Raw genomic sequence first — 19,666 nt, 5'->3', positions numbered from 1 at the left:
GGCGCTCAGTCCCTGCGCCCCCCGGCGCGCACCCACGCCTCGACCTCGTCGGCGGTCCGCGGCAGCATCGCCGAGAGGTTGCGGCACCCGTCGGCGGTGACGACGACGTCGTCCTCGATCCGTACCCCGATGCCCCGCAGCTCCGGCGGGACCCGCAGGTCCTCGGACTTGAAGTACAGCCCCGGCTCGACCGTGAGGACCATGCCCTCGCGCAGCTCCCCGTCGACGTAGTCCTCGCGCAGCGCCAGCGCGCAGTCGTGGACGTCGATGCCCAGGTGGTGGCTGGTGCCGTGCACCATCCACCGACGGTGGAACTGCCCCTCCTCCGCGTCGAGGGTCTGCTCGAGCGTGACCCCGTCGGGGAGCAGGCCCCAGTCCAGCAGGTGCCGGGCGATCACCTCGATCGCGGCGGCGTGGACGTCCTTGAACCGGTTGCCCGGCCGGCAGGCCGCCAGCCCGGCCTCCTGGGCCTCGAGCACCGCCTCGTAGACCTTCCGCTGAGCGGGGGTGAAGGTCCCGTCCACCGGGACCGTCCGCGTGACGTCGGCGGTGTAGAGCGAGTCGGTCTCCACCCCGGCGTCGAGCAGCAGCAGCTGCCCTGGGTGCAGGTCCCCGGTGTTGCGGATCCAGTGCAGCGTCGTGGCGTGCTCGCTCGCGGCGGCGATGGAGTCGTAGCCCACGCCGTTGCCGGCGTGCCGGGCGTGCAGGCCGAAGACGCCCTCCACCCACCGCTCCCCGCGTCCCCGCGCGACGGCCTCGGGCAGCTGCTCGACGACGGCGTCGAACGCCCGGGCCGTGGCCTCGACGGCCTCGGCCATCTGTCGGATCTCCCACTCGTCCTTGACGAGACGCTGGGTGGACAACGAACGGGCCAGGGCCTGGTCGGCCTCCAGCACCGCCTGCTCGTCCTGCTCCGTGACCGCGCCGCTGCGTCCGCGGACCCGGTCCACCAGCTCGGCCACCTCCCGGTCCGCGTCGCGCACGACCCGCAGGGTCACTCCGCCCGGCCCGACGTCCTTGGCCAGGGCGTCCTCCAGCTCGCCCAGGGGGCGCGTGCCCACCCCCAGCTCCGCGGCGGCGGAGGCCAGGGTGGGACGAGCGCCCACCCAGAACTCGCCGACCCGGGAGTCGGCGAAGAACTCGGTGCTGTCCCTGTCGGCCAGGGGCAGGAAGTAGAGAACCGCCTCGTGCCCGGCCGGCGTGCCGTCCTCCTCGTGGACGGGGTCCAGGACGAGGACCGCGTCGGGCTCGCGGTCGGCGCCGAGCCCGGTCAGGTGCGCGAAGGCGCTGTGCGGCCGGAAGACGTAGTCGGTGTCGTTGCTGCGCACCTTCAGCCCGCCCGCCGGGACGACCAGCCGCTCCCCGGGGAAGGCGGCGGAGACCACCTGGCGCCGCGCGGCGGCATACCGGGCCGCCTCGGTCAGCTCCGGCAGGCCCCCGGGCCTGGGGGCCCAGTCCTGGCCCATGAAGGCGCGGAAGGCCTCCCCGGTGGGGCGGTTGCGGTGCTCGGCCTGATGCTGCTTCTCGCTCACCCGGCCATGGTAGGCGCGGGTGGACCGGCGCCCGTGCCACGGCCCCTACCCTGGGACCGTGAGCGAGAAGGTGGTGCCCGAGGTCGTCGGCGGGGTGACCGGCCCGCAGCAGGTGAACCCCCATGCCGTCCGACCCGCCGGCCGGGTCGGACGGGTCTGGCGGCAACGGGCCTCCGAGGTCGTCCGCAGCGCCTCGCCCCCGACCCTGGCCCTGGGCACCAGGCTGGGCGGCGACGAGGCGGTCAGCCAGCGGCAGGCGCGCGCCGTCATCGACCTGGCGCTGCGCGTGGGCGAGGCGATGCTCTCCACGGGTGCCTCCGCCGCCGACTGCGTGGCCTCGGTCCTGCGGCTGATGACCGCCTACGGCGTGCGGTCGGCCCACATCGACGTCACCTTCACCTCGATCACGGTCTCGATCCACCGGGGCCTGCACGAGGACCCGCTGTCGGTGATGCGCGTCATCCCGGGCCGGGCGCCCGACTACTCGAGGCTGGAGGGGGTCCAGGGTCTGCTGGACGACATCGTCGCCTCCGCCGAGGACGGGGACGAGGCGATGCCGATCGACGTGGCCCGGGCCCGGCTGACCCGGGTGCTGGAGTCCCCGCACCCCTACCAGCGCTGGGTGGTCACGGTCGGTTTTGCCCTCCTCGCCGTCGGGGTCGTCATGCTCTTCGGCGCCGCCCCCGGGATGTGGGTGGCGGCCGCCCTCTCGGCCGCGCTCGTCGACCGGGTGCAGCGGGTGCTCTACACCACCGGGGTGGCCGCCTTCTTCACCCAGGCGGTCAGCGCCGCGGTCCCCACGACCATCGCCCTCGGACTGCACTGGCTGGCCTCCGTCGACATGCCCGTCCCCGGCGTGCGCTCGCCCTCCCTGGTCGTCATCTCCGGGATCGTCGTCCTGCTGGCCGGGCTGGGGGTCATGGGAGCCGCCCAGGACGCCCTCGACGGCTACTTCGTCACCGCCGGGGCCCGGGGGATGGAGGTGCTGCTGATGACCGCGGGCATCGCGGTCGGCGTCGCGGTCGTCATCGGCACGGCCAACCGCTTCGGCGTCGACATGGAGGTCTCCCCGTTCGTGGCCCTCGGGGGCAACCCGCTGCTCGGTGTCGTCGGGGCGATGCTCGTGGCCCTCGGCTTCTGCCTGTCCACCTACACCGGCCCGCGGACGACCCTGGTGTCCATGGCGGTCGCGGCCGGGGGATGGGTGGTCTTCGAGGTGGGGCTCGCGCTCGGCCTGGGAGGTCCCGAGGCCACGGCGGTCGCCTCGGCACCGGTGGGCGTGGCGGCCTATGCCGTCCACCGCAGGCTGCGCATGCCCGAGCTGGCGGTGGGCACGGCGGGCATCGTCTCGATGCTGCCCGGCCTGGCGGTCTACCGGGCGATCTACCTCATCCTCAGCGACTCCGCGGCCGTCGTCGGCAACGCGGTGCTGCACTTCGTCACCGCCGTCTCGACCGGCATGGCGCTGGCCGCCGGGCTGTCCATCGGTGGCTTCCTGGCACGGCGTCGGCTCGGCCTGGACCGGGCCGCCCAGCGTGCCCGTCGGCGCTCGCGCGGCCGCTACGTCGGCGACTGAGCCCAGCCTCCGCGGAACGGGCTCCTGCGGGCCCGCCCGGCGGCGGGCGACCTGGCGACGAGCGACCTGGCTGCGGTCAGTCCGTCCAGGTCCAGGACGAGAGCAGGTCCTCCAGCGCCGCGGCCGCCTCTTCGTCCTGAGCCTGGACCGCGGACAGCGTGACCACGTAGAGCGTGCCGTCGTGGCTGACCCACCGCTGGGTCTGGCGCACGGGCAAGCCGTCCACCTCGCGGGTGAGCACGTAGCCGGGGGCCCGGTTGCCGTCGACCTCGGCCGGCTCCAGCAGCTCGTACTCGCCGTCCTCCCCGGCCAGGTCCTCGGCGGTCTGCTCCACGGCCGAGGTCAGGTTGCTGATGTACTCCTCGCGCGTGATGACCACGTTGGTGTAGAAGTCGTCGACCTGCTGGGTGTCCTTGAGGGCGAGGACGATGCCGGGTGCGTCGTCCTCGGCCAGCTCGCCCGGGTCGACGAGGTCCATGGCGTCCTCCCACCCGTCGGGCACGTCCACCTCGAAGCCTTCGTCCGCGGCGGCCGCCGTGGTCGGCTCCTCCTCGGTGGGTGTCTCCGTGGTGTCGGCCGCGTCGGCGGTTGCGCCGTCCTGGTCGTCGCCCGTGGCCGTCGCGGTGTCGGCCGACGCCGTCGTCGCCGCAGCGTCGTCGGTGGGGGCGGAGGTGTCCTGCTCCTCGTCGGTCCCGTCCGTGACCTCCTCGGTGGCCGTCGGCCTCTCGTCGTTGGTGGGGGCCTCGTCCGCGCACCCGGCCACCAGGGTCAGGGCGAGCAGCGCGGCGGCCGTCGTGCCGGCGGCGCGGCGGTGCTGCGGCAGGGTCATGGTGCTCCTTGGGGGTGGGTCCGGCCCGCGCAGCGGGCTGTGGTCGACCTCCAGTATGACGCGGGGCCCGGCGTACCGTGGCCGCATGCACCGCACCCCTCCCGACGCCGTCGTCGACCTGCACGTCCACTCGGACCACAGCGACGGCACCGAGCCGCCCCGTGCCGTCGTCGAGCGGGCACGCCGGGCGGGCATCGACGTGGTGGCGCTGACCGACCACGACGTCGTCAGCGGCTGGGCCGAGGCCGACGAGGCGGGTCGCCGGACCGGGGTCGCGGTCGTCCCGGGGATCGAGGTGTCCTGCAGCTGGCGCGGCATCTCCGTGCACCTGCTGGCCTACCTGCCGGATCCCGACGACGAGGCCCTGACCGCCGAGCTCGAGGCGAGCCGGCGCAGCCGGGACACCCGGCTGCAGGTGATGATCGAGCGCCTCCGGGCCGACGGGTACCCGGTGCGCGAGGAGGAGGTGCGGGCGCTCGCCGGCGACGCCGGTTCGCTCGGCCGCCCGCACGTGGCGGACGTGCTGGTGCGGCACGGTGTCGTCCGGACCCGCGACGAGGCGTTCGAGGAGATCCTGTCCTCCTCGGGCCCCTACTACGTCACGCACGCGGCACCGGACCCGGTGACGGCCACCGAGCTCGTGGTGGCGGCCGGTGGCGCGGCCGTCGTCGCGCACCCGTTCGCGGGGCGGCGGGGCCGGGTCGTCGACGACCGGGTCGTGGCCGACATGGCCGAGGCCGGGATGGTCGGGGTGGAGGTCGACCACCGCGACCACGGCCCGCAGGAGCGGGCCCACGCGGCGGAGCTGGCCGGGCGGCTCGGGCTGCTCCGGACCGGTTCCAGCGACTACCACGGGGCGGGCAAGCAGAACCGCCTCGGTGAGCACACCACCGACCCCGGCGTGCTGGACCGGATCCTGGACCTCGCCGACGGCACTCCGATGCTCGGGGCCCGGATCTGACCGGACGCGGCCGCGACCGGCGCGGGCCCGTGGCGCACCTGCGTGGGCCGCGGCCCCCGGTGGAAGCGGTCGGCCGGCCGGCTCAGTCGGTGCCGGCCGCGCCGCCGTCGACGCGGGTGGTGCGCCGACGACGGCGGCGTCCCCCACCCCCGGCGGAGCGTTCGCCCTCGCCCGTCCGGGCCGGACGCTCCCTGCCCTCGGAGGACCGCCCGCGGCCGCCCTCGGACCGGCCCTCACCGTGGCCGCGTCCACCCTGACGGCGACCACCACCGCCACCGCTGCGTCCGGCTCCGCGGCCACCGTCGCCCCGACCGCCGCCGCGGCTGCCGCGTCCCGGCTCACCCAGGTCTTCGAGCTTCTCGGCGCCCAGGCCCTCCCTGGTCCGCTGCGACCGCGGCAGGGTGCCACGCGTCCCCTCGGGGATGCCCAGCTGCTCGAACAGGTGCGGGCTGGAGGAGTAGGTCTCCTCCGGCTCCGGGTAGCCCAGGTCCAGGGCCTTGTCGATGAGGCTCCACCGGGGCATGTCGTCCCAGTCCACGAACGTGATGGCCACGCCGGTGGCGCCGGCCCGGCCGGTCCGTCCGATCCGGTGCAGGTAGGTCTTCTCGTCCTCGGGGCACTGGTAGTTGATCACGTGCGTGACCGCCTCCACGTCGATGCCTCGGGCGGCGACGTCCGTCGCGACGAGGACGTCGACCTTGTCGCTGCGGAAGGCCCGCATGGCCTGCTCACGCGCGCCCTGCCCGAGGTCGCCGTGGATGGCCGCCGCGGCGAAGCCGCGGTCCATGAGCTCGTCGGCCACCTTGGCGGCGGTCCGCTTCGTGCGCGTGAAGATGATCGTGCGTCCGCGGCCCTCGGCCTGCAGGATGCGGGCGACCATCTCGATCTTGTCCATGGCGTGCGCCCGGTAGGCGAACTGCTCCACGGCCGCGACGGTCTGGCGGTCGTCCGCCCCGTCGTCGCTCATCGCCCGGATGTGCGTCGGCTGGGTCATGTAGCTGCGGGCCAACGACACCACGGCCCCCGGCATGGTGGCGCTGAAGAGCATCGTGTGCCGACCGGCCGGCGTCAGGGCGAGCAGCTTCTCCACGTCCGGCAGGAAGCCCAGGTCGAGCATCTCGTCGGCCTCGTCCAGCACGACCGTCCGGGCGTGGCCGAGGTTCAGGTGGCCCTTGGCGGCCAGGTCGAGGAGCCGGCCCGGGGTGCCGACGACGACCTCGACACCCTTCTGGAGCGCCTCGATCTGCGGCTCGTAGGCACGACCGCCGTAGATGGTCAGCACGCGGATCCCCCGTCGGTGGCCGGCCTTGGCGAGGTCCCCGGAGACCTGGACGGCCAGCTCCCGCGTGGGTGCGACCACGAGGGCCTGCGGTGCACCGGCCCCGGGGAGCTCGTCCGCGCCCGGGTCCCCCGGGGCGAGCACGTGGTGCAGGATCGGCAGGCCGAACCCGAGGGTCTTGCCGGTCCCGGTCTTGGCCTGCCCGATGATGTCGTGCCGGGCGAGCGCCACGGGCAGGGTCATCGACTGGATGGGGAAGGGGTGGGTGATCCCGCCGTCGGCCAGCGCGGCCACGATGTCGGGGTGGATGCCGAAGTCGGCGAAGGTGCGGTCGTCCTGCAAGGGTCTCTTCCGATCGGTGGGTGCGGTCCGGACACGGGGGTATGCCGTGGGCGGGTCGTACGGAGCCGATCGGGTCTGTCCTTGGGGGTCGGGCGACGCGCCCGACGAGAGCAACCGTGCCAGGCACGGCCGACCGGTCACCGGTCCAACGTCCCCAGGGTAGCGGACCGGGCCGGGCCCCGGACGCAGGACGGCGCCCCTCCGAGGAGGGGCGCCGTCTGCCGCGGACGGAGCCGCGGGTGTGGGCGAGATGTCCGCCCGAGGGTCGTGGTCAGCGACCCACGCGGTCGTGGGTGGTGTCGCGACCGGTGATGGCGCCGTAGGCCAGCACGACGATGACGGCGCCGATGACGCCCAGGACGAGGCCCCAGAAGTTCAGCAGGCCACCCTCGTAGTCGAAGATCAACGACCCGAGGAAGGAACCCAGCAGGGCACCGACGGCACCCAGCAGGATGGTCATCGGGACGGACAGGTTCTGCTTGCCCGGCAGGACGAGACGGGCCAGCGGCCCCACGATGAGGCCCGCGACGAGCGCGGCGATGATGGTGGAGAACATGGTGTAGGCCTTCCAACAGACGTCCACCACGGGGATACCCCCGCGGTGGTGGTCACAGGGCATACCCGTGCAGACCGGCGACCACGGTAGTCAATCCTTCTCCCAGGGTCCACTCAGGCAGGCTGGGGCAGGCCCGCCCCGGGGTGCGGGGCGGACGGGGACCGAACCTGCCTGCCTACCGTCCGAAGCCGACGCGACCCTTGTCCTGGGCGCCGATCTCGACGTAGGCGAGGGCGTCCGTGGGGACCAGCACGGTGCCCCCCTTGTCGTCCTCGAGCTCGATGAGCTGCTGCCCGGACGACAGCGCGTCGCTGACGACGCCGCGGACCTGCTCAGGGGTGTGGGCGGACTCGAACGCGACCTCGCGGGCCACGTTGCGGATGCCGATGCGGACCTCCACGGGCGATCCTCCTTGCTCGGGGACAGGGTTCGAGGTCGAGCCTAGCCGGAGCACCAGGTGGTCACGACGTCGCCCGGTCGCCGACCTGCGGGTACTGGGCTATCCCGCGCCAGAGGAGCATGGTGACCAGGTCGGCCGCCTCCGCCAACGGGATGGTCGACCCGTCCTCGAACCACTGACGGGCCGCGGACTGCACCATCCCCACCAGGGTCGTGCCCAGCAGTACGCACTCGGTCCAGCCCAGCGCCGTCTGGTCCCGCAGGACCCGGCCGACGGCCTCGGCGCAGCGGCCGCGTGCGTCGTCCAGCACGGTGGCCACGGCCGGGTCGGCGCCCATGTCGGAGGCGAAGACCAGCCGGTACCCCGAGGCCGGCCGGTCGACGAACTCGAAGTAGGCACGGACGCAGGCCGCGATCCGGGCACCGTTGTCGGGCGTGGAGTCGAGGGCGCTGGTGATGGTGGCGACGACGTCGTCGGCGACGCGGGCGGCGAGGGCGAGGTAGAGGTCCAGCTTGCTGTCGAAGTGCTGGTACAGCACCGGCTTGGACACCCCGGCCCGCTCGGCGATGTCGTCCATCGACGTCGCGTGGTAGCCGTTCTGCGAGAAGGCGGCCAGCGCAGCCTCCAGCAGCGTCACCCGGCGTGCGTCACGCGGGAGCCGGAGCCGTTGGTCGCTGCGGTGGGGGGGTGTCGTCACGACGGCCTCCTGGACTGGGACTTTCCATCCTAGAGGGCGGGAGGGGCCCCGCCCGGTGAAGAGCCGTGGCAGGTGTGTCGGCCACGGATGGTGAGATGGACCCCATGCTCGACCTCGAACCGCGCCGACCGGACACCGACCCCGGCCAGGCACGTGTCGTCGCGCACCGGGGTGGGGTCCTGCTGGTCACCGGGGCGCCCGGGACGGGCAAGACGTCGGCGCTCGTCCGGCACGTGCAGCAGCGGGTCGCGGAGGGGGCCGACCCCGACGCCTGCCTCGTGCTGGCACCGACCCGGCAGGCGGCGGCCCGGCTCCGGACCGCCATCGGCCGGGGGCTCGGGCAGACCTACACCGAGCCGTTGGCGCGGACGGCCTCCTCGTTCGCGTTCTCCGTGCTCAGGCTCGCGGCGGCCTCGTCCGGCGGTCCCCTCCCACGGCTGCTCTCGGGGGCGGAGCAGGACGTCATCCTGCGGGAGCTGCTCGCGGGGCATGCCAGCGACGGGCGGGGCCCCTCCTGGCCGGTCGGGCTGGGTCCGGCACTGGGCACCGCCGGTTTCCGGGCGCAGCTGCGCGACCTGCTGATGCGGGCCGTCGAGCGGGGCCTGGAGCCGGAGGACCTGCGGCGGCTGGGTGGAGAGCACGACCGGCCCGAGTGGTGTGCGGCGGCCGACGTCCTCGCCGAGTACGACGAGGTGACCGCACTGTCCGAGCCGGGCGCGTTCGATCCCGCCTGGATCTGCACCGCCGCGGCGGACGTCCTTGAGGACGACCCCGACCTCGCTTCCCGGGTCCGGGGCCGGCTCGCGGTCGTGCTCGTGGACGACGCCCAGGAGCTCACGGCCTCCGCGGCGCGCCTGGTGTCGGTGGTCGGGGGGACCGGCACCGACGTGGTCCTCGCCGGCGACGCCGACGCCTCGGTGCTCGGCTTCCGCGGGGCGGTTCCCGAGCTGTTCGTGGAGCTGGCCCACCAGCTGCACACGGCCGACCGCCGCACGGTCCCCGGGACGGCGACCACCGAGGCGCTCCCCACCGTCGTCCTGCCACGTCGCCACCGGGGTGACGAGGTGCTCTCGGCGGTCGTCACGCGCGTCGCCGACCGGATCGGCGCCGGGCACGGCACGGCGCACCGACGGCCGGGCACCCGGCCCCCTGCGGCCGCGGCCCCGGGCACGGAGGACCACCCGGTGCAGCTGGCGCTCACCCGCAGCCGCGCCCAGGAGGCGGCCTACGTGGCCCACTGGCTGCGCGAGTCCCACCTGCTGCACGGGGTTGCGTGGGAGGAGATGGCGGTCGTGGCGCGGTCGGGCGCCCAGCAGGAGTCGCTCCGTCGCGCCCTGGCCTCCGGAGGCGTCCCCGTGCGGCTCGACCGCTCGGGCGTCCCCCTGGGGCACGACCCCGCGGTCGTCCCGCTGCTCACCGCCTACGACGTCGTGACCCGGGACGGGAACGCACCCTGGATGGTCGCACCCGAGGAGGGGGTCCTGCTGCTGACCTCGCCGGTCGGCGGGGTCGACCCCGTCCAGCTACGCCGGCTCCGGCGCCGGCTGCGGGGCGAGGAGCTGGCGGCCGGGGGTGAGCGGTCGGCCGACGAGATCCTCGCGACGATGCTGAGCGACCGCGACGTCGGACGGTCGCCGCTGTCCGACCTGCACCCCGACCTCCACCCGGTGGTGCGGGTGGGTCACGTCCTGGCGGCAGGACGGGAGGTCGTCGACGCCGACCCTGCCGGCTCGGCCGAGGACGTCCTTTGGGCCCTGTGGGACGCCACCGGACTGGCGCGCGTCTGGACCGAGCAGGTCCGTGCCGGCGGAGCCACCGGGGCCCGCGCCGACCGGGACCTCGACGCGGTCATGGTCCTGTTCGGGGCGGCCGAGGCCTACGTCGACCGTCTTCCGGGCAGCTCCCCCCGCAGCTTCCTGCACCACGTCCGCGGAGCGGACGTCGCAGCGGACACCCTGGTCGTCGGGGCCCGGGACCGGCACAGCGTCGAGGTGCTCACCCCTCAGGCCGCCGCCGGCCGGCAGTGGCGCCGGGTGGCGGTGGTGGGGGTGCAGGACGGGGTGTGGCCGGACCTGCGGCTGCGCGACACCCTCCTGGGGTCGGAGGCCCTCGTCGCCGCGCTGCAGGGGCGGGCGGCCACCGGGCCGGAGGCGGTCCGGGCCGCCCAGGCACAGGTGCGTGCGGGAGAGCTCCGCCAGTTCCACGTCGCCGTCAGCCGCGCCACGGAACGGTTGCTCGTCTCGGCCGTCTCCAGCACCGAGGACCAGCCGTCCTCGCTCCTGGACCTCGTCCGGCCCGGCTACCCGCGCGACGACCTGGTGACGGTCCCGCCGCCGCTGACGCTGCGCGGTCTGGTGGGTCACCTGCGCAGGGAGGCCGTCGGCGCCCACCGGGCCGGTGACCGGACGCGCCGGGACGCCGCCCTCGACGTCCTCCTCCTGCTCGACCGGGAGTCCGTCCCCGGCACCGACCCGGCGACCTGGTGGGACGTCCGGGAGGTCTCGACGGACCGTCCGCTGGTCCCCGACGGACCCGTCCGTGTCTCCCCGTCCCACGTCCAGGGGTTCCACGACTGCGCCCTCCGGTGGTTCCTCACCGGCCGCGGCGGCGAGGACGGGGATGCCGTCAAGGCCGAGATCGGCACCCTCGTGCACGACGTCGTCGCCACCACGCCGCACGGCGACCTCGACACCCTGACCGCCGAGCTCGACCGGCGCTGGGCCGGCGTCGGCCTCCGGCCCGGGTGGGTGGCGGACCGGGAGCACCGCAGGGCGCGCGCCATGCTGGCCAAGTACGTCGCCTACGTCGCGGCCGGGGAGTCCTCGGGCCGGGCCCTGGTCGGCACCGAGGTGGCGCTCCGGGCCCGGGTCCCGGCAGGGCCGGAGGGTGGACGCGACGCGGAGCTGGCCGGGTCCGTCGACCGGCTGGAGCGGGACGAGCACGGCCGGCTGTGGATCATCGACCTCAAGACCGGGCGCACCAAGCCGCCGGCGTCCGAGATCGACGGGCACGCCCAGCTGGGGGCCTACCAGGTGGCCGTGGAGGAGGGGGCCTTCGCCGACCGGGCCCCCGGAGCCCGCAGCGGAGGGGCGCAGCTGGTGCATCTGGGCACACCGGGCAGGTCGTTCAGCACGCAGTCCCAGCCGGCGGTGCAGGATGCGGAGGACCCGGGCTGGGCCCGTCGCCTGGTCACCGAGGCGGCGAAGGGGATGGCCGGCAGCACCTTCCCGGCCCGCCGGGACGACCAGCTCTGCCGGACCTGCGTCGTCCGCTTCTCCTGCCCCCTCCAGCCCGAGGGGCAGCACCGGTGAGCCGGCCCTCGCTCGCCGGGGGAGCGCGTCCGTCGTCCCGGCTGCCCCATCCCCCCCGGTTCAGCGCCGACGACCTCGCCACCGCGCTGGGGACCGACCTGCCCACCGAGGAGCAGCGGGCCGTCGTCGAGTTCGACCTGTCGCCGGCGGTCGTGGTGGCCGGGGCCGGGTCGGGCAAGACCGAGACGATGGCCTCCCGCGTCATCTGGCTCATCGCCAACGACTACGCCGGGCCCGAGGAGGTCCTGGGACTGACGTTCACCCGGAAGGCGGCGCACGAGCTGAGCGCCCGGCTGGCCGTCAAGCTCGAGCAGCTCCGCCGCACCGGGCTGTGGCTCCCCGACGGGCAGGAAGAGGCCGTCGACGGGGAGGCCTTCGACCTGCCGACCGTGTCCACGTACCACGCCTACGCCGGACGGCTGGTGGCCGAGCACGGTCTGCGTCTCGGCGTGGAGCCGGACTCCCAGCTGCTGTCGGAGGCGGCCTGCTGGCAGCTCGCGCACGACGTGGTGTCCGGCTACGACGGTGACATGACCGCGACGGAGAAGGCGGAGTCGACGGTCGTGCGGGCCGTCCTGGACCTGGCGGGGGAGCTGGGGGAGCATCTCGTCGAACCCGAGGATGCGCTGGCGTGGCTGGAGCAGCTGGCCGATCGGGTCGCCCAGCTGCCGGGTCGGGACGGTCGCCGGCCGCTCGCCGCCGGCAGGGACCTGGCCGCGGCCCTGCGGGAGCAGGCCCTCGTCTACCCGATCGTGCATCGCTACCGCCAGGCCAAGACGGCCCGCACGGCGCTCGACTTCGGGGACCAGATGGCCCTGGCGGCCCGTCTGGCGCGGGACGTGGCCGCCGTCGCCGACGGCGAGCGGGCACGATACCGCGCCGTCCTGCTCGACGAGTTCCAGGACACCTCGGAGGCGCAGATGGTCCTCATGAGCTCGCTCTTCGGAGGTCTGGACCTGCCGATCACCGCCGTGGGGGACCCTCACCAGTCCATCTACGGGTGGCGTGGAGCCAGCGCCAGCACCCTCAGCCGGTTCCCCGAGGTGTTCGCGGCCGCCGGAAGGCCGGCGGCGGTGCTGAGCCTGAGCACCTCATGGCGCAACGCCCGCAGCGTGCTGGCCGCCGCCAACGCCGTCGCCGGGGACCTGCAGGCGGCCACCAGGATCCCCGTCAGGACGCTGTCGCCCGCGCCCTCCGCGGGCCCCGGGCTGGTCGAGGTGGCCCGGCTCGTCGATCAGATCGAGGAGGCCGACCACGTCGCCGGCTGGGTGGCCGAGCACTTCGGTCCGGGCCGCACGGCGGCCGTGCTCTGCCGGGCCAGGGCCCAGTTCCCGGCGGTGGTCGACGCGCTGCGTCGACGAGGGCTGCCGGTGGAGGTGGTCGGGCTGGGCGGGCTGCTCGACACCCCCGAGATCCTCGACCTGGTCGCCGTGCTGTGGGCGACCCAGGAACCCACCCGCGGGGATCAGGTGATGAGGCTGCTCACCGGCCCCGTCTGCCGGCTGGGGGCCGGGGACGTGGACGCCCTCTGGGCCTGGGCGCGTGAGCTGAGCCGGCCTGGCGACGGTGCCGGGCCCCACGGGAGGGAGCACGCACCGGTGCTGGCCGAGGCGCTCGACCACCCACCACCCGTCGGCTGGCTCGGCCCCGGGGGCCGCCAGCTCTCGCCCGAGGGCGGGGACCGGGTCCGCAGACTGGCCTCGGTGCTGCGCCGGCTCCGTTCGCTGACCGGGCTGGCCCTGCCCGACCTCGTGGTCGAGGCGGAACGCTCCCTGGGCCTGGACCTCGAGGTGGCGGCGGACCCCGACCTCCACCCCGCCTGGGGCCGCGCCCAGCTGGACGCCCTCGCGGACGTGGCCGCCGGCTACGCAGCCAGCGCCGAGCGCCCCACGCTGGGCGGTTTCCTCGACTGGCTGGACGCCGCCCGTGCCCACGAGCGCGGTCTGGAGGAGGCCGAGGTCCCCGAGCTGGCGGAGGTACACGTGGACGCCGGGGCCGTGCAGGTCCTCACCGTCCACGCGGCCAAGGGCCTCGAGTGGGACGTCGTGGCCGTGCCAGGGCTGGTCGAGGGCACCTTCCCGTCCGGCAGGGTCCAGCCCAAGGCGCAGGCGGACGGCTGGGTGCTCGGTCCCCGCAAGGACCGCACCTGGCTCACCGGGATCGGGCGGCTCCCGACCCCGCTGAGGGGAGACCGGCAGGATCGTCCGGACCTGGGCTGGCAGGCCGTGGCGGACACGCACGAGCTGCGGGACGCACTGGAGGAGATGGCCCTGGAGGGAGGGGCCTACGCGGTCAGGGAGGAGCGGCGCCTGGCCTACGTGGCGTTCACCCGGGCCCGCCGGCGCATGCTGCTGACCGCGCCGGTGTGGTCCACGGGCAAGCTGCCCCGGGTCACCTCCCGGTTCCTCGAGGAGGTCCGGACCAGCACGGAGGTCGAGGTGTCCGTCCGTGGGTGGGCCGAGCTCCCGGACCCGCTCGACCCGGCCCAGCACCAGAATCCTCGGCTCGCCGAGGAGGAGACCGCGCCGTGGCCGACCTCGCCGGAGGCCCGACGGGACGCGGTCCGGGACGTCGGACACGCGCTGGTGACCGCACGCACGGCCGGGCCGGCAGGAGGGCCGGCGACGCCGGAGCAGGTGGAGTGGGAACGCCGGGCCCGGCTCCTCCTGGCCGACCGTGCCCGTGCCGTCGCTGCCGACGGGCCTGCCGAGCTGCCCGACCACCTGTCCACCTCGGCGGTCGTGGAGCTCTCCCGTGACCCCGAGGCCTTCCGGGCGGCGCTGCGAAGGCCGGTGCCCCGGCCGCCTGCCCCACGCGCGCGGACCGGGACGGCCTTCCACGCCTGGGTCGAGCAGCACTACGCCGCTGCCGCCCTCGTCGACCTCGACGACCTGGAGAAGGACTCCCCGGACGGCGACCCGGCGCAGGAGCTGGCCCAGCTCCAGGAGAACTTCCTGGCGAGCGAGTGGGCCGACCGGTCCCCGGTCGCCGTAGAGGTGGCCGTGGAGACGACCGTGGCCGGCCGACGGGTCAGAGGTCGGCTCGACGCCGTCTTCGCCGACGACGACGGCGGCCTGACACTCGTCGACTGGAAGACGGGCAGCCCGGGCACCGCCGAGGCGCAACGGCACCGCGCCCTCCAGCTGGCCATCTACCGCGTGGCCTACGCGCGCCTCACCGGCCGGCCGCCCGCGCAGGTGCGCGCGGCGTTCTTCTACGCCGCCACCGGGACGACCGTGCGCCCGCACCTTCCCGACGAGGTGGAGCTGGAGCGTCTCCTCGACGACCTGGTGGAGGGTCGTGCCGCCGGACAGGAGGGTGCGGCACCGTCAGGCTGACGTCACTCCCGGCCCGGTGAGGGCGTCGTGGACCCGTCCGTGGGGCGTACCTCCGGCCGCTGCTCCGACTTCCGTTCCTCGGCCTCGCCCTCGCCGCCGGCTGCACCCTGGCCGTGGGCCTGGCCCTCGCCGTCGGCCTCGGCCGCGTCCTCGGCGGGCATGCCGTAGAGCTCGGCCAGCCGGTGCTCGTCGTCGAGCCCGTCCTCCGGCCCGGGCCGGGGTCCGCTCTCCGCGTCGCTCAACTGCGGCCGGCGCGTCCCCACGGGCTCGACGGGCTGCTCGTGCCCGTGGCCTTCCAGGACGTCGCCGGAGCGCTCGTCGTCGGCCTCCTCCGGGCCCGGCCCGGCGGGCGGCTCGTTCCACGCGTCGGCGTCCGGTCCGTCGTCGGCGGGCTCGTCCGACGTGGCTGCCTCCTCACCCACCTCGGGGGAGCCCTCCCCGAGGTCGGCCAGGGTCTGCCTGGGAACGGGGACCTCCATGGTGACGTCGTCATCGACGTCGGCAGGCGGGATGTCGGGCGCGTCGTCGAGGACGGGCTCCTCGGGCGTCGCGGGTGCCGCGGGCTCCTGCGGAGCCTCGACCCCCGGCGGCTCGGTCGACGTCCCAGGACCGGGGGTGTCCAGCAGACCGGCCGCTCCGTCCGTCCCTGGCGTGGCGGGCGCCGTACCCGCGCGCGGCATCCCGTCCGCGGCCGCCCGGCGGGCGGTCATCGGGACGAGGGCGTCGTCGTCCTCGGTCAGCCGGTCCATCCGGCGCAGGGACTCCTCGGTCCGGCGGACGTCCTCGTCCCGTTCCTCTGCGACGGCCGCGGCCAGGCCGCGGAGCGCGCGCACCTCGGCGTGCAGCCGGGCGCGGACGTGCAGGTACGGGTCGGGCCGCTGGGCGCGGGCGAGGGTGTAGCTCTCCAGCACCGACTCCCACGCCTGCGGGGAGGCCTGGGCGCACAGCTCGGCGAGATCGACGGCGGGGTCGAGGACACCGGCCTCCTCCCACCCGGTCACGGCCACGACGCGTCCGCTCGCGGCGTCGTCGTCGCCGAAGGTCACCAGCACGGTGCTACCGCGGAAACGGCCGTGGACCGGCGTGGTGGCGAACTGCCACAGCGGGGCGGCGTCGAAGGCCTCCTCCCACCGGGCCAGGAGCCCCGTCGGCACACGTCCGGTCTCCGCGGCCCTGTCCACCTCGGCGATCAGCCGCTGCCGGCAGCCGGCGGCGTCCATGACGGGGACGTCCTGCTCCTCGAAGGCGACGCGCGGGATGTTGTGCACCGCGGCCACGGCCCGCGCCAGGGCGCTGGCCAGGCCCGGACCGGCAGGCAACCTGCGCAGGTCGACGGGCGAGCCCTCCACGAAGGGGTAGACCGCGGCCCGGCCGTCCCGCCCCACGTCGGCGTACCCCACGGGGGCCGGGACCTTGAACGGCACGTGGCGCGACAGCTGGCGGACCAGCTCGTCGTGCTGCTGCAGCCGGGCTCCCGCGACCGGGGTCAGCGGTGCGCGGACCAGCCACCGGCGCCCGGTGGTGTCCTCGACCATGGCCAGCTGGTGCTCCTCGGGCGAGTCGTCGTCGGCCGGCCCGATCCCCGCCACCGCCACGGGCTTCATCCCGGGGACGGCGGCGCTGGCGAGGGCGGCCAGGGCCAGGTCGCTGCGCATCACGGGATCCACCGTATGCCGTGGCCGCCCCGCAGCCCGGCAGGCGGGGCGGTACGTCACAGGACGGCCTGCGCCTGCCCCTACAGTGGCCCGGTGAGCCCGCCCGACGAGACCCACCTCGACCTGGCGCTGTCCCGCTCCGTCGTGCCCCGGTCGGCGCACGAGCGTGCCGACGCGGCCACGCTCGAGCAGGCGCTGGCGGACCCCGGGACCCGGGTCCTGGAGCTGAGGGAGGGGCGCACCCGCCTGCGGGACGCTGCCTCCACCGGGCTGGCCCTTCGGGCGCCCGACGCCGACGACGCCGGGCGCACCCCCTGGTTCCTGGGGCGGCACGGAGGCACCGCATACCTGGCGGTGGACGTCGGGCCGTCCCACGACGGGGAGCCCGACCACGACGGCTGGGTGTCCCTGCGCGAGGTCGGCGCCGACCTCGACGACGTGGAGGCCGGGCTGCTCACGACCGCGACCGCGCTGCACGGCTGGCACCGCACCCACCGGCACTGCCCCCGGTGCGGCTCCGCCACCGACGTCGTCCAGGCCGGATGGGTGCGGCGCTGTCCCCGGGACGGGTCCGAGCACTACCCCCGGACGGACCCGGCCGTCATCATGGCCGTCGTCGACGACGAGGACAGGCTCCTGCTGGGCACGGGCCAGCCCTGGCCGGAGGGACGGGTCTCGGTCCTCGCCGGCTTCGTCGAGGCGGGGGAGACGCTGGAGGCCGCCGTCGCCCGCGAGGTGATGGAGGAGGTGGGGGTGCAGGTCACCGACGTGCGGTACCGGGGCAACCAGCCCTGGCCCTTCCCGGCCTCGCTCATGCTGGGCTTCCGCGCGAGGGCCGTGACCACCGACCTCACCGTGGACCGCACCGAGCTCAGGTCGGCGGCGTGGTACACCCGGGAGGAGCTGAGGGCCGGGGTCGAGGACGGGTCCCGCACCCTCCCGCCACGGGTCTCCATCGCCCGGGTCCTCGTCGAGGAGTGGTTCGGCGGCCCGATCACCGGACCGAGGGCGGTCCGGTGACGTCGTCCGTCCCGGCACGGGCCCCGGAGGAGCTGCTGGCCGGACTGGACCCCGAGCAGCGGGAGGTCGCGGCCAACCCCAGCGGCCCCATGGTCGTGCTCGCGGGTGCGGGGACGGGCAAGACCCGGGCGATCACTCACCGCATCGCCTACGGCGTGGCCGCCGGCGCCTACCACCCGGGGCGGGTGCTGGCCGTCACCTTCACCGCCCGCGCCGCGGGGGAGATGCGCACCCGGCTGCGCACGCTGGGCGTGCCCGGCGTGCAGGCGCGCACCTTCCACGCCGCCGCCCTGCGGCAGCTGCAGTTCTTCTGGCCGCAGGCGGTCGGCGGCGCCCCGCCGGACGTGGTCGCCCAGAAGGTGCCCCTCGTGGTCGAGGCGGCGGGGCGGCTGCGGCTCCGGCTGGACCGGGCCGGGCTGCGCGACGTCGCTGCGGAGATCGAGTGGGCCAAGGTGAGCATGCTCACCGCCGAGACCTACCCGGCCGCGGCACGGGCGGAGGGACGACAGCCGGCCGGTCTCGACGCCACCGCGATGGCCCGGGTGCTGGAGGTCTACGCAGAGGTCTGCGCCGAGCGGCACGTCATCGACTTCGAGGACGTGCTGCTCCTCACCGTGGGGCTGCTCGACGAGTACCCGCAGGTGGCGGCCCAGGTGCACCAGCAGTACCGCCACTTCGTCGTCGACGAGTACCAGGACGTCAACCGACTCCAGCAGCACCTCCTCGACCAGTGGGTCGGGCAGCGGGCCGACCTGTGCGTCGTCGGTGACCCCGCCCAGTCCATCTACTCCTTCACGGGCGCGTCGGCGGACCACCTGCTGTCCTTCGCCCGTCGGCACCCCGACGCGCGGACGGTCCGTCTGGTCCGCAACTACCGCAGCTCCCCGCAGGTGGTGCACCTGGCCAACCTCGTCCTGGGGGGCCGCCGCACGCCCGGCCCCCAGGAGGGTCGGACGGTGCCGGGCCGGGCCGCCCCGGTCGAGCTCGTCGCCCAGGCGGCGGACGGCCCTGCCCCCACCCTCACCGCCTACGACGACGACGAGAGCGAGGCCCGCGGCGTCGCCCAGAAGGTCACGTCCCTCCTGGGCGCAGGCGTTCCGGCCAGCGAGATCGCCGTGCTCTACCGCACCAACAGCCAGTCGGAGGCCGTCGAGTCCGCCCTGGCGCAGGCAGGCGTGCCCTACCTCATCCGCGGGGGCGAACGATTCTTCTCCCGGGCCGAGGTCCGCTCGGCGGTCCTCCTCCTGCGGGGGGCCGTCCGGTCCGACGACGGGTCCGCCGCCCTGGGCGAGATCGTCCGAGGCGTCCTCTCCGGCGCGGGCTGGTCGCCGGACCCTCCGGCCGGCGGGGGCGCCACCCGTGAGCGTTGGGAGAGCCTGCAGGCGATCGCCCTGCTCGCCGACGACCTGGTCCGCAGCACCCCCGGTGCTCGGACCGCCGACCTGGTGGCCGAGCTCGACCGTCGGGCGGCCGAGCAGCACGCGCCCACCGTGCAGGGGATCACCCTCGCCTCGCTGCACGCCGCGAAAGGGCTGGAGTGGGATGCGGTCCTGCTCATCGGCTGCAGCGAGGGCCTGCTGCCCATCACCCTGGCGGACGGTCCGGAGCGGGTGGAGGAGGAGCGCCGGCTGCTGTACGTCGGGGTGACACGGGCGCGACGGCACCTCGACCTCAGCTGGGCCGGGTCCCGCTCGGCGGGCGGACGATCCACCCGCAAGGTGTCCCGGTTCCTGGCACCTGCCGCCACGGTGCTCGGGGGCTCGGCCGTCGGACCGACCGGCGGGCGGTCCCGCGGACGACGGGCGGCGACGGCCCGCACGCCTCGCACCTGCCGCAGCTGCGGGGCGCTGCTCTCGGGCGCGGCCGAACGCAAGGTCGGGCGCTGCTCGCAGTGCCCTCCCACCTACGACGAGGCGACCTTCGAGCAGCTGCGTCGGTGGCGTGTCGAGACGGCCAGGGCCCAGGGGGTCCCGGCCTTCGTCGTGTTCACCGACGCGACCCTCACGGCGATCGCCGAGCAGGACCCCCGGGACGCGGACGGCCTGCGGGCCATCTCGGGGGTCGGCGAGCGCAAGCTCGAGCTCTACGGGGACCGGGTGCTGGAGGTGCTCGAGGCCGCCCGGGAGGAGACGACCGGCCCAGGCGGCCCCGGGCCTGCCTGACCGGCAGC

The 19,666-nt window shown here is 75.2% G+C and carries 13 protein-coding genes; 6 read left to right on the top strand and 7 right to left on the bottom strand.

The window, feature by feature from the left end:
* Positions 1 to 5: 5 nt before the first annotated feature.
* Complete coding sequence (locus FJR00_RS05805; protein ID WP_141337857.1) at positions 6 to 1,532, bottom strand: aminopeptidase P family protein; 1,527 nt, start codon at positions 1,530 to 1,532, stop codon at positions 6 to 8.
* Positions 1,533 to 1,590: 58 nt separating this feature from the next.
* Between FJR00_RS05805 and FJR00_RS05800 the strand changes: the two genes are divergently transcribed.
* Entirely contained in the window at positions 1,591 to 3,108 is a 1,518-nt protein-coding gene (locus FJR00_RS05800) for a threonine/serine exporter family protein (protein WP_141337856.1), read from the top strand.
* Between the two features lie 76 nt (positions 3,109 to 3,184).
* On the opposite strand, the gene FJR00_RS05795 is transcribed toward FJR00_RS05800, so the two are convergent.
* On the bottom strand, positions 3,185 to 3,937 hold the full coding sequence (locus tag FJR00_RS05795; RefSeq protein ID WP_075959128.1) for a DcrB-related protein: 753 nt from the start codon (positions 3,935 to 3,937) through the stop codon (positions 3,185 to 3,187).
* Between the two features lie 85 nt (positions 3,938 to 4,022).
* Between FJR00_RS05795 and FJR00_RS05790 the strand changes: the two genes are divergently transcribed.
* A complete protein-coding gene (locus FJR00_RS05790) occupies positions 4,023 to 4,898 on the top strand; it encodes a PHP domain-containing protein (protein WP_141337855.1) in 876 nt (291 codons plus the stop codon).
* Positions 4,899 to 4,980: 82 nt separating this feature from the next.
* Here the strand turns inward: FJR00_RS05790 and FJR00_RS05785 are convergent, their stop codons facing one another.
* The 4 genes from FJR00_RS05785 to FJR00_RS05770 form a co-directional block, all read right to left on the bottom strand.
* Positions 4,981 to 6,519, bottom strand: coding sequence for a DEAD/DEAH box helicase (locus FJR00_RS05785; RefSeq protein WP_075959127.1), 1,539 nt, complete (start codon positions 6,517 to 6,519; stop codon positions 4,981 to 4,983).
* A 271-nt stretch (positions 6,520 to 6,790) separates the two neighbouring features.
* Positions 6,791 to 7,075, bottom strand: a complete 285-nt coding sequence (locus FJR00_RS05780; protein WP_075959126.1) for a GlsB/YeaQ/YmgE family stress response membrane protein — start codon at positions 7,073 to 7,075, stop codon at positions 6,791 to 6,793.
* Positions 7,076 to 7,250: 175 nt separating this feature from the next.
* Positions 7,251 to 7,475 carry a DUF3107 domain-containing protein gene (locus FJR00_RS05775; protein WP_075959125.1) on the bottom strand — a complete coding sequence of 75 codons (225 nt, stop codon included), beginning with the start codon at positions 7,473 to 7,475 and terminating at the stop codon, positions 7,251 to 7,253.
* A gap of 61 nt (positions 7,476 to 7,536) precedes the next feature.
* Entirely contained in the window at positions 7,537 to 8,172 is a 636-nt protein-coding gene (locus FJR00_RS05770) for a TetR/AcrR family transcriptional regulator (protein ID WP_141337854.1), read from the bottom strand.
* A gap of 95 nt (positions 8,173 to 8,267) precedes the next feature.
* Between FJR00_RS05770 and FJR00_RS05765 the strand changes: the two genes are divergently transcribed.
* Entirely contained in the window at positions 8,268 to 11,483 is a 3,216-nt protein-coding gene (locus FJR00_RS05765; protein ID WP_238330333.1) for an ATP-dependent helicase, read from the top strand.
* The gene (locus tag FJR00_RS05760) at positions 11,480 to 14,821 is read left to right on the top strand and encodes an ATP-dependent helicase (RefSeq protein ID WP_238330332.1); all 3,342 of its coding nucleotides are present in this window, start codon (positions 11,480 to 11,482) and stop codon (positions 14,819 to 14,821) included. Before FJR00_RS05765 ends, FJR00_RS05760 begins: the two co-directional genes overlap by 4 nt.
* A 2-nt stretch (positions 14,822 to 14,823) precedes the next feature.
* Here FJR00_RS05760 and FJR00_RS05755 read toward each other — a convergent pair whose 3' ends face one another.
* The gene (locus FJR00_RS05755) at positions 14,824 to 16,476 is read right to left on the bottom strand and encodes a phosphotransferase (protein ID WP_337678385.1); all 1,653 of its coding nucleotides are present in this window, start codon (positions 16,474 to 16,476) and stop codon (positions 14,824 to 14,826) included.
* A 93-nt stretch (positions 16,477 to 16,569) separates the two neighbouring features.
* Between FJR00_RS05755 and nudC the strand changes: the two genes are divergently transcribed.
* Both nudC and FJR00_RS05745 read left to right on the top strand, forming a co-directional pair.
* Entirely contained in the window at positions 16,570 to 17,496 is a 927-nt protein-coding gene (gene nudC, locus FJR00_RS05750) for an NAD(+) diphosphatase (protein WP_238330331.1), read from the top strand.
* Complete coding sequence (locus FJR00_RS05745; RefSeq protein WP_272949569.1) at positions 17,493 to 19,658, top strand: ATP-dependent DNA helicase UvrD2; 2,166 nt, start codon at positions 17,493 to 17,495, stop codon at positions 19,656 to 19,658. The genes nudC and FJR00_RS05745 overlap by 4 nt, the downstream gene beginning before the upstream one ends.
* Positions 19,659 to 19,666: the final 8 nt, after the last annotated feature.

Source organism: Ornithinimicrobium kibberense (assembly GCF_006519705.1).
Taxonomy (GTDB): domain Bacteria; phylum Actinomycetota; class Actinomycetes; order Actinomycetales; family Dermatophilaceae; genus Ornithinicoccus; species Ornithinicoccus kibberensis.
This window is presented reverse-complemented; position numbering and strand designations above follow the sequence as displayed.

Excerpts from the sequence above, each read along its gene's own strand:
- FJR00_RS05795 (WP_075959128.1), bottom strand. The coding sequence starts at position 3,937 with ATGACCCTGCCGCAGCACCGCCGCGCCGCCGGCACGACGGCCGCCGCG.
- FJR00_RS05790 (WP_141337855.1), top strand. The coding sequence starts at position 4,023 with ATGCACCGCACCCCTCCCGACGCCGTCGTCGACCTGCACGTCCACTCG.
- FJR00_RS05780 (WP_075959126.1), bottom strand. The coding sequence starts at position 7,075 with ATGTTCTCCACCATCATCGCCGCGCTCGTCGCGGGCCTCATCGTGGGG.
- FJR00_RS05765 (WP_238330333.1), top strand. The coding sequence starts at position 8,268 with ATGGACCCCATGCTCGACCTCGAACCGCGCCGACCGGACACCGACCCC.
- FJR00_RS05755 (WP_337678385.1), bottom strand. The coding sequence starts at position 16,476 with ATGCGCAGCGACCTGGCCCTGGCCGCCCTCGCCAGCGCCGCCGTCCCC.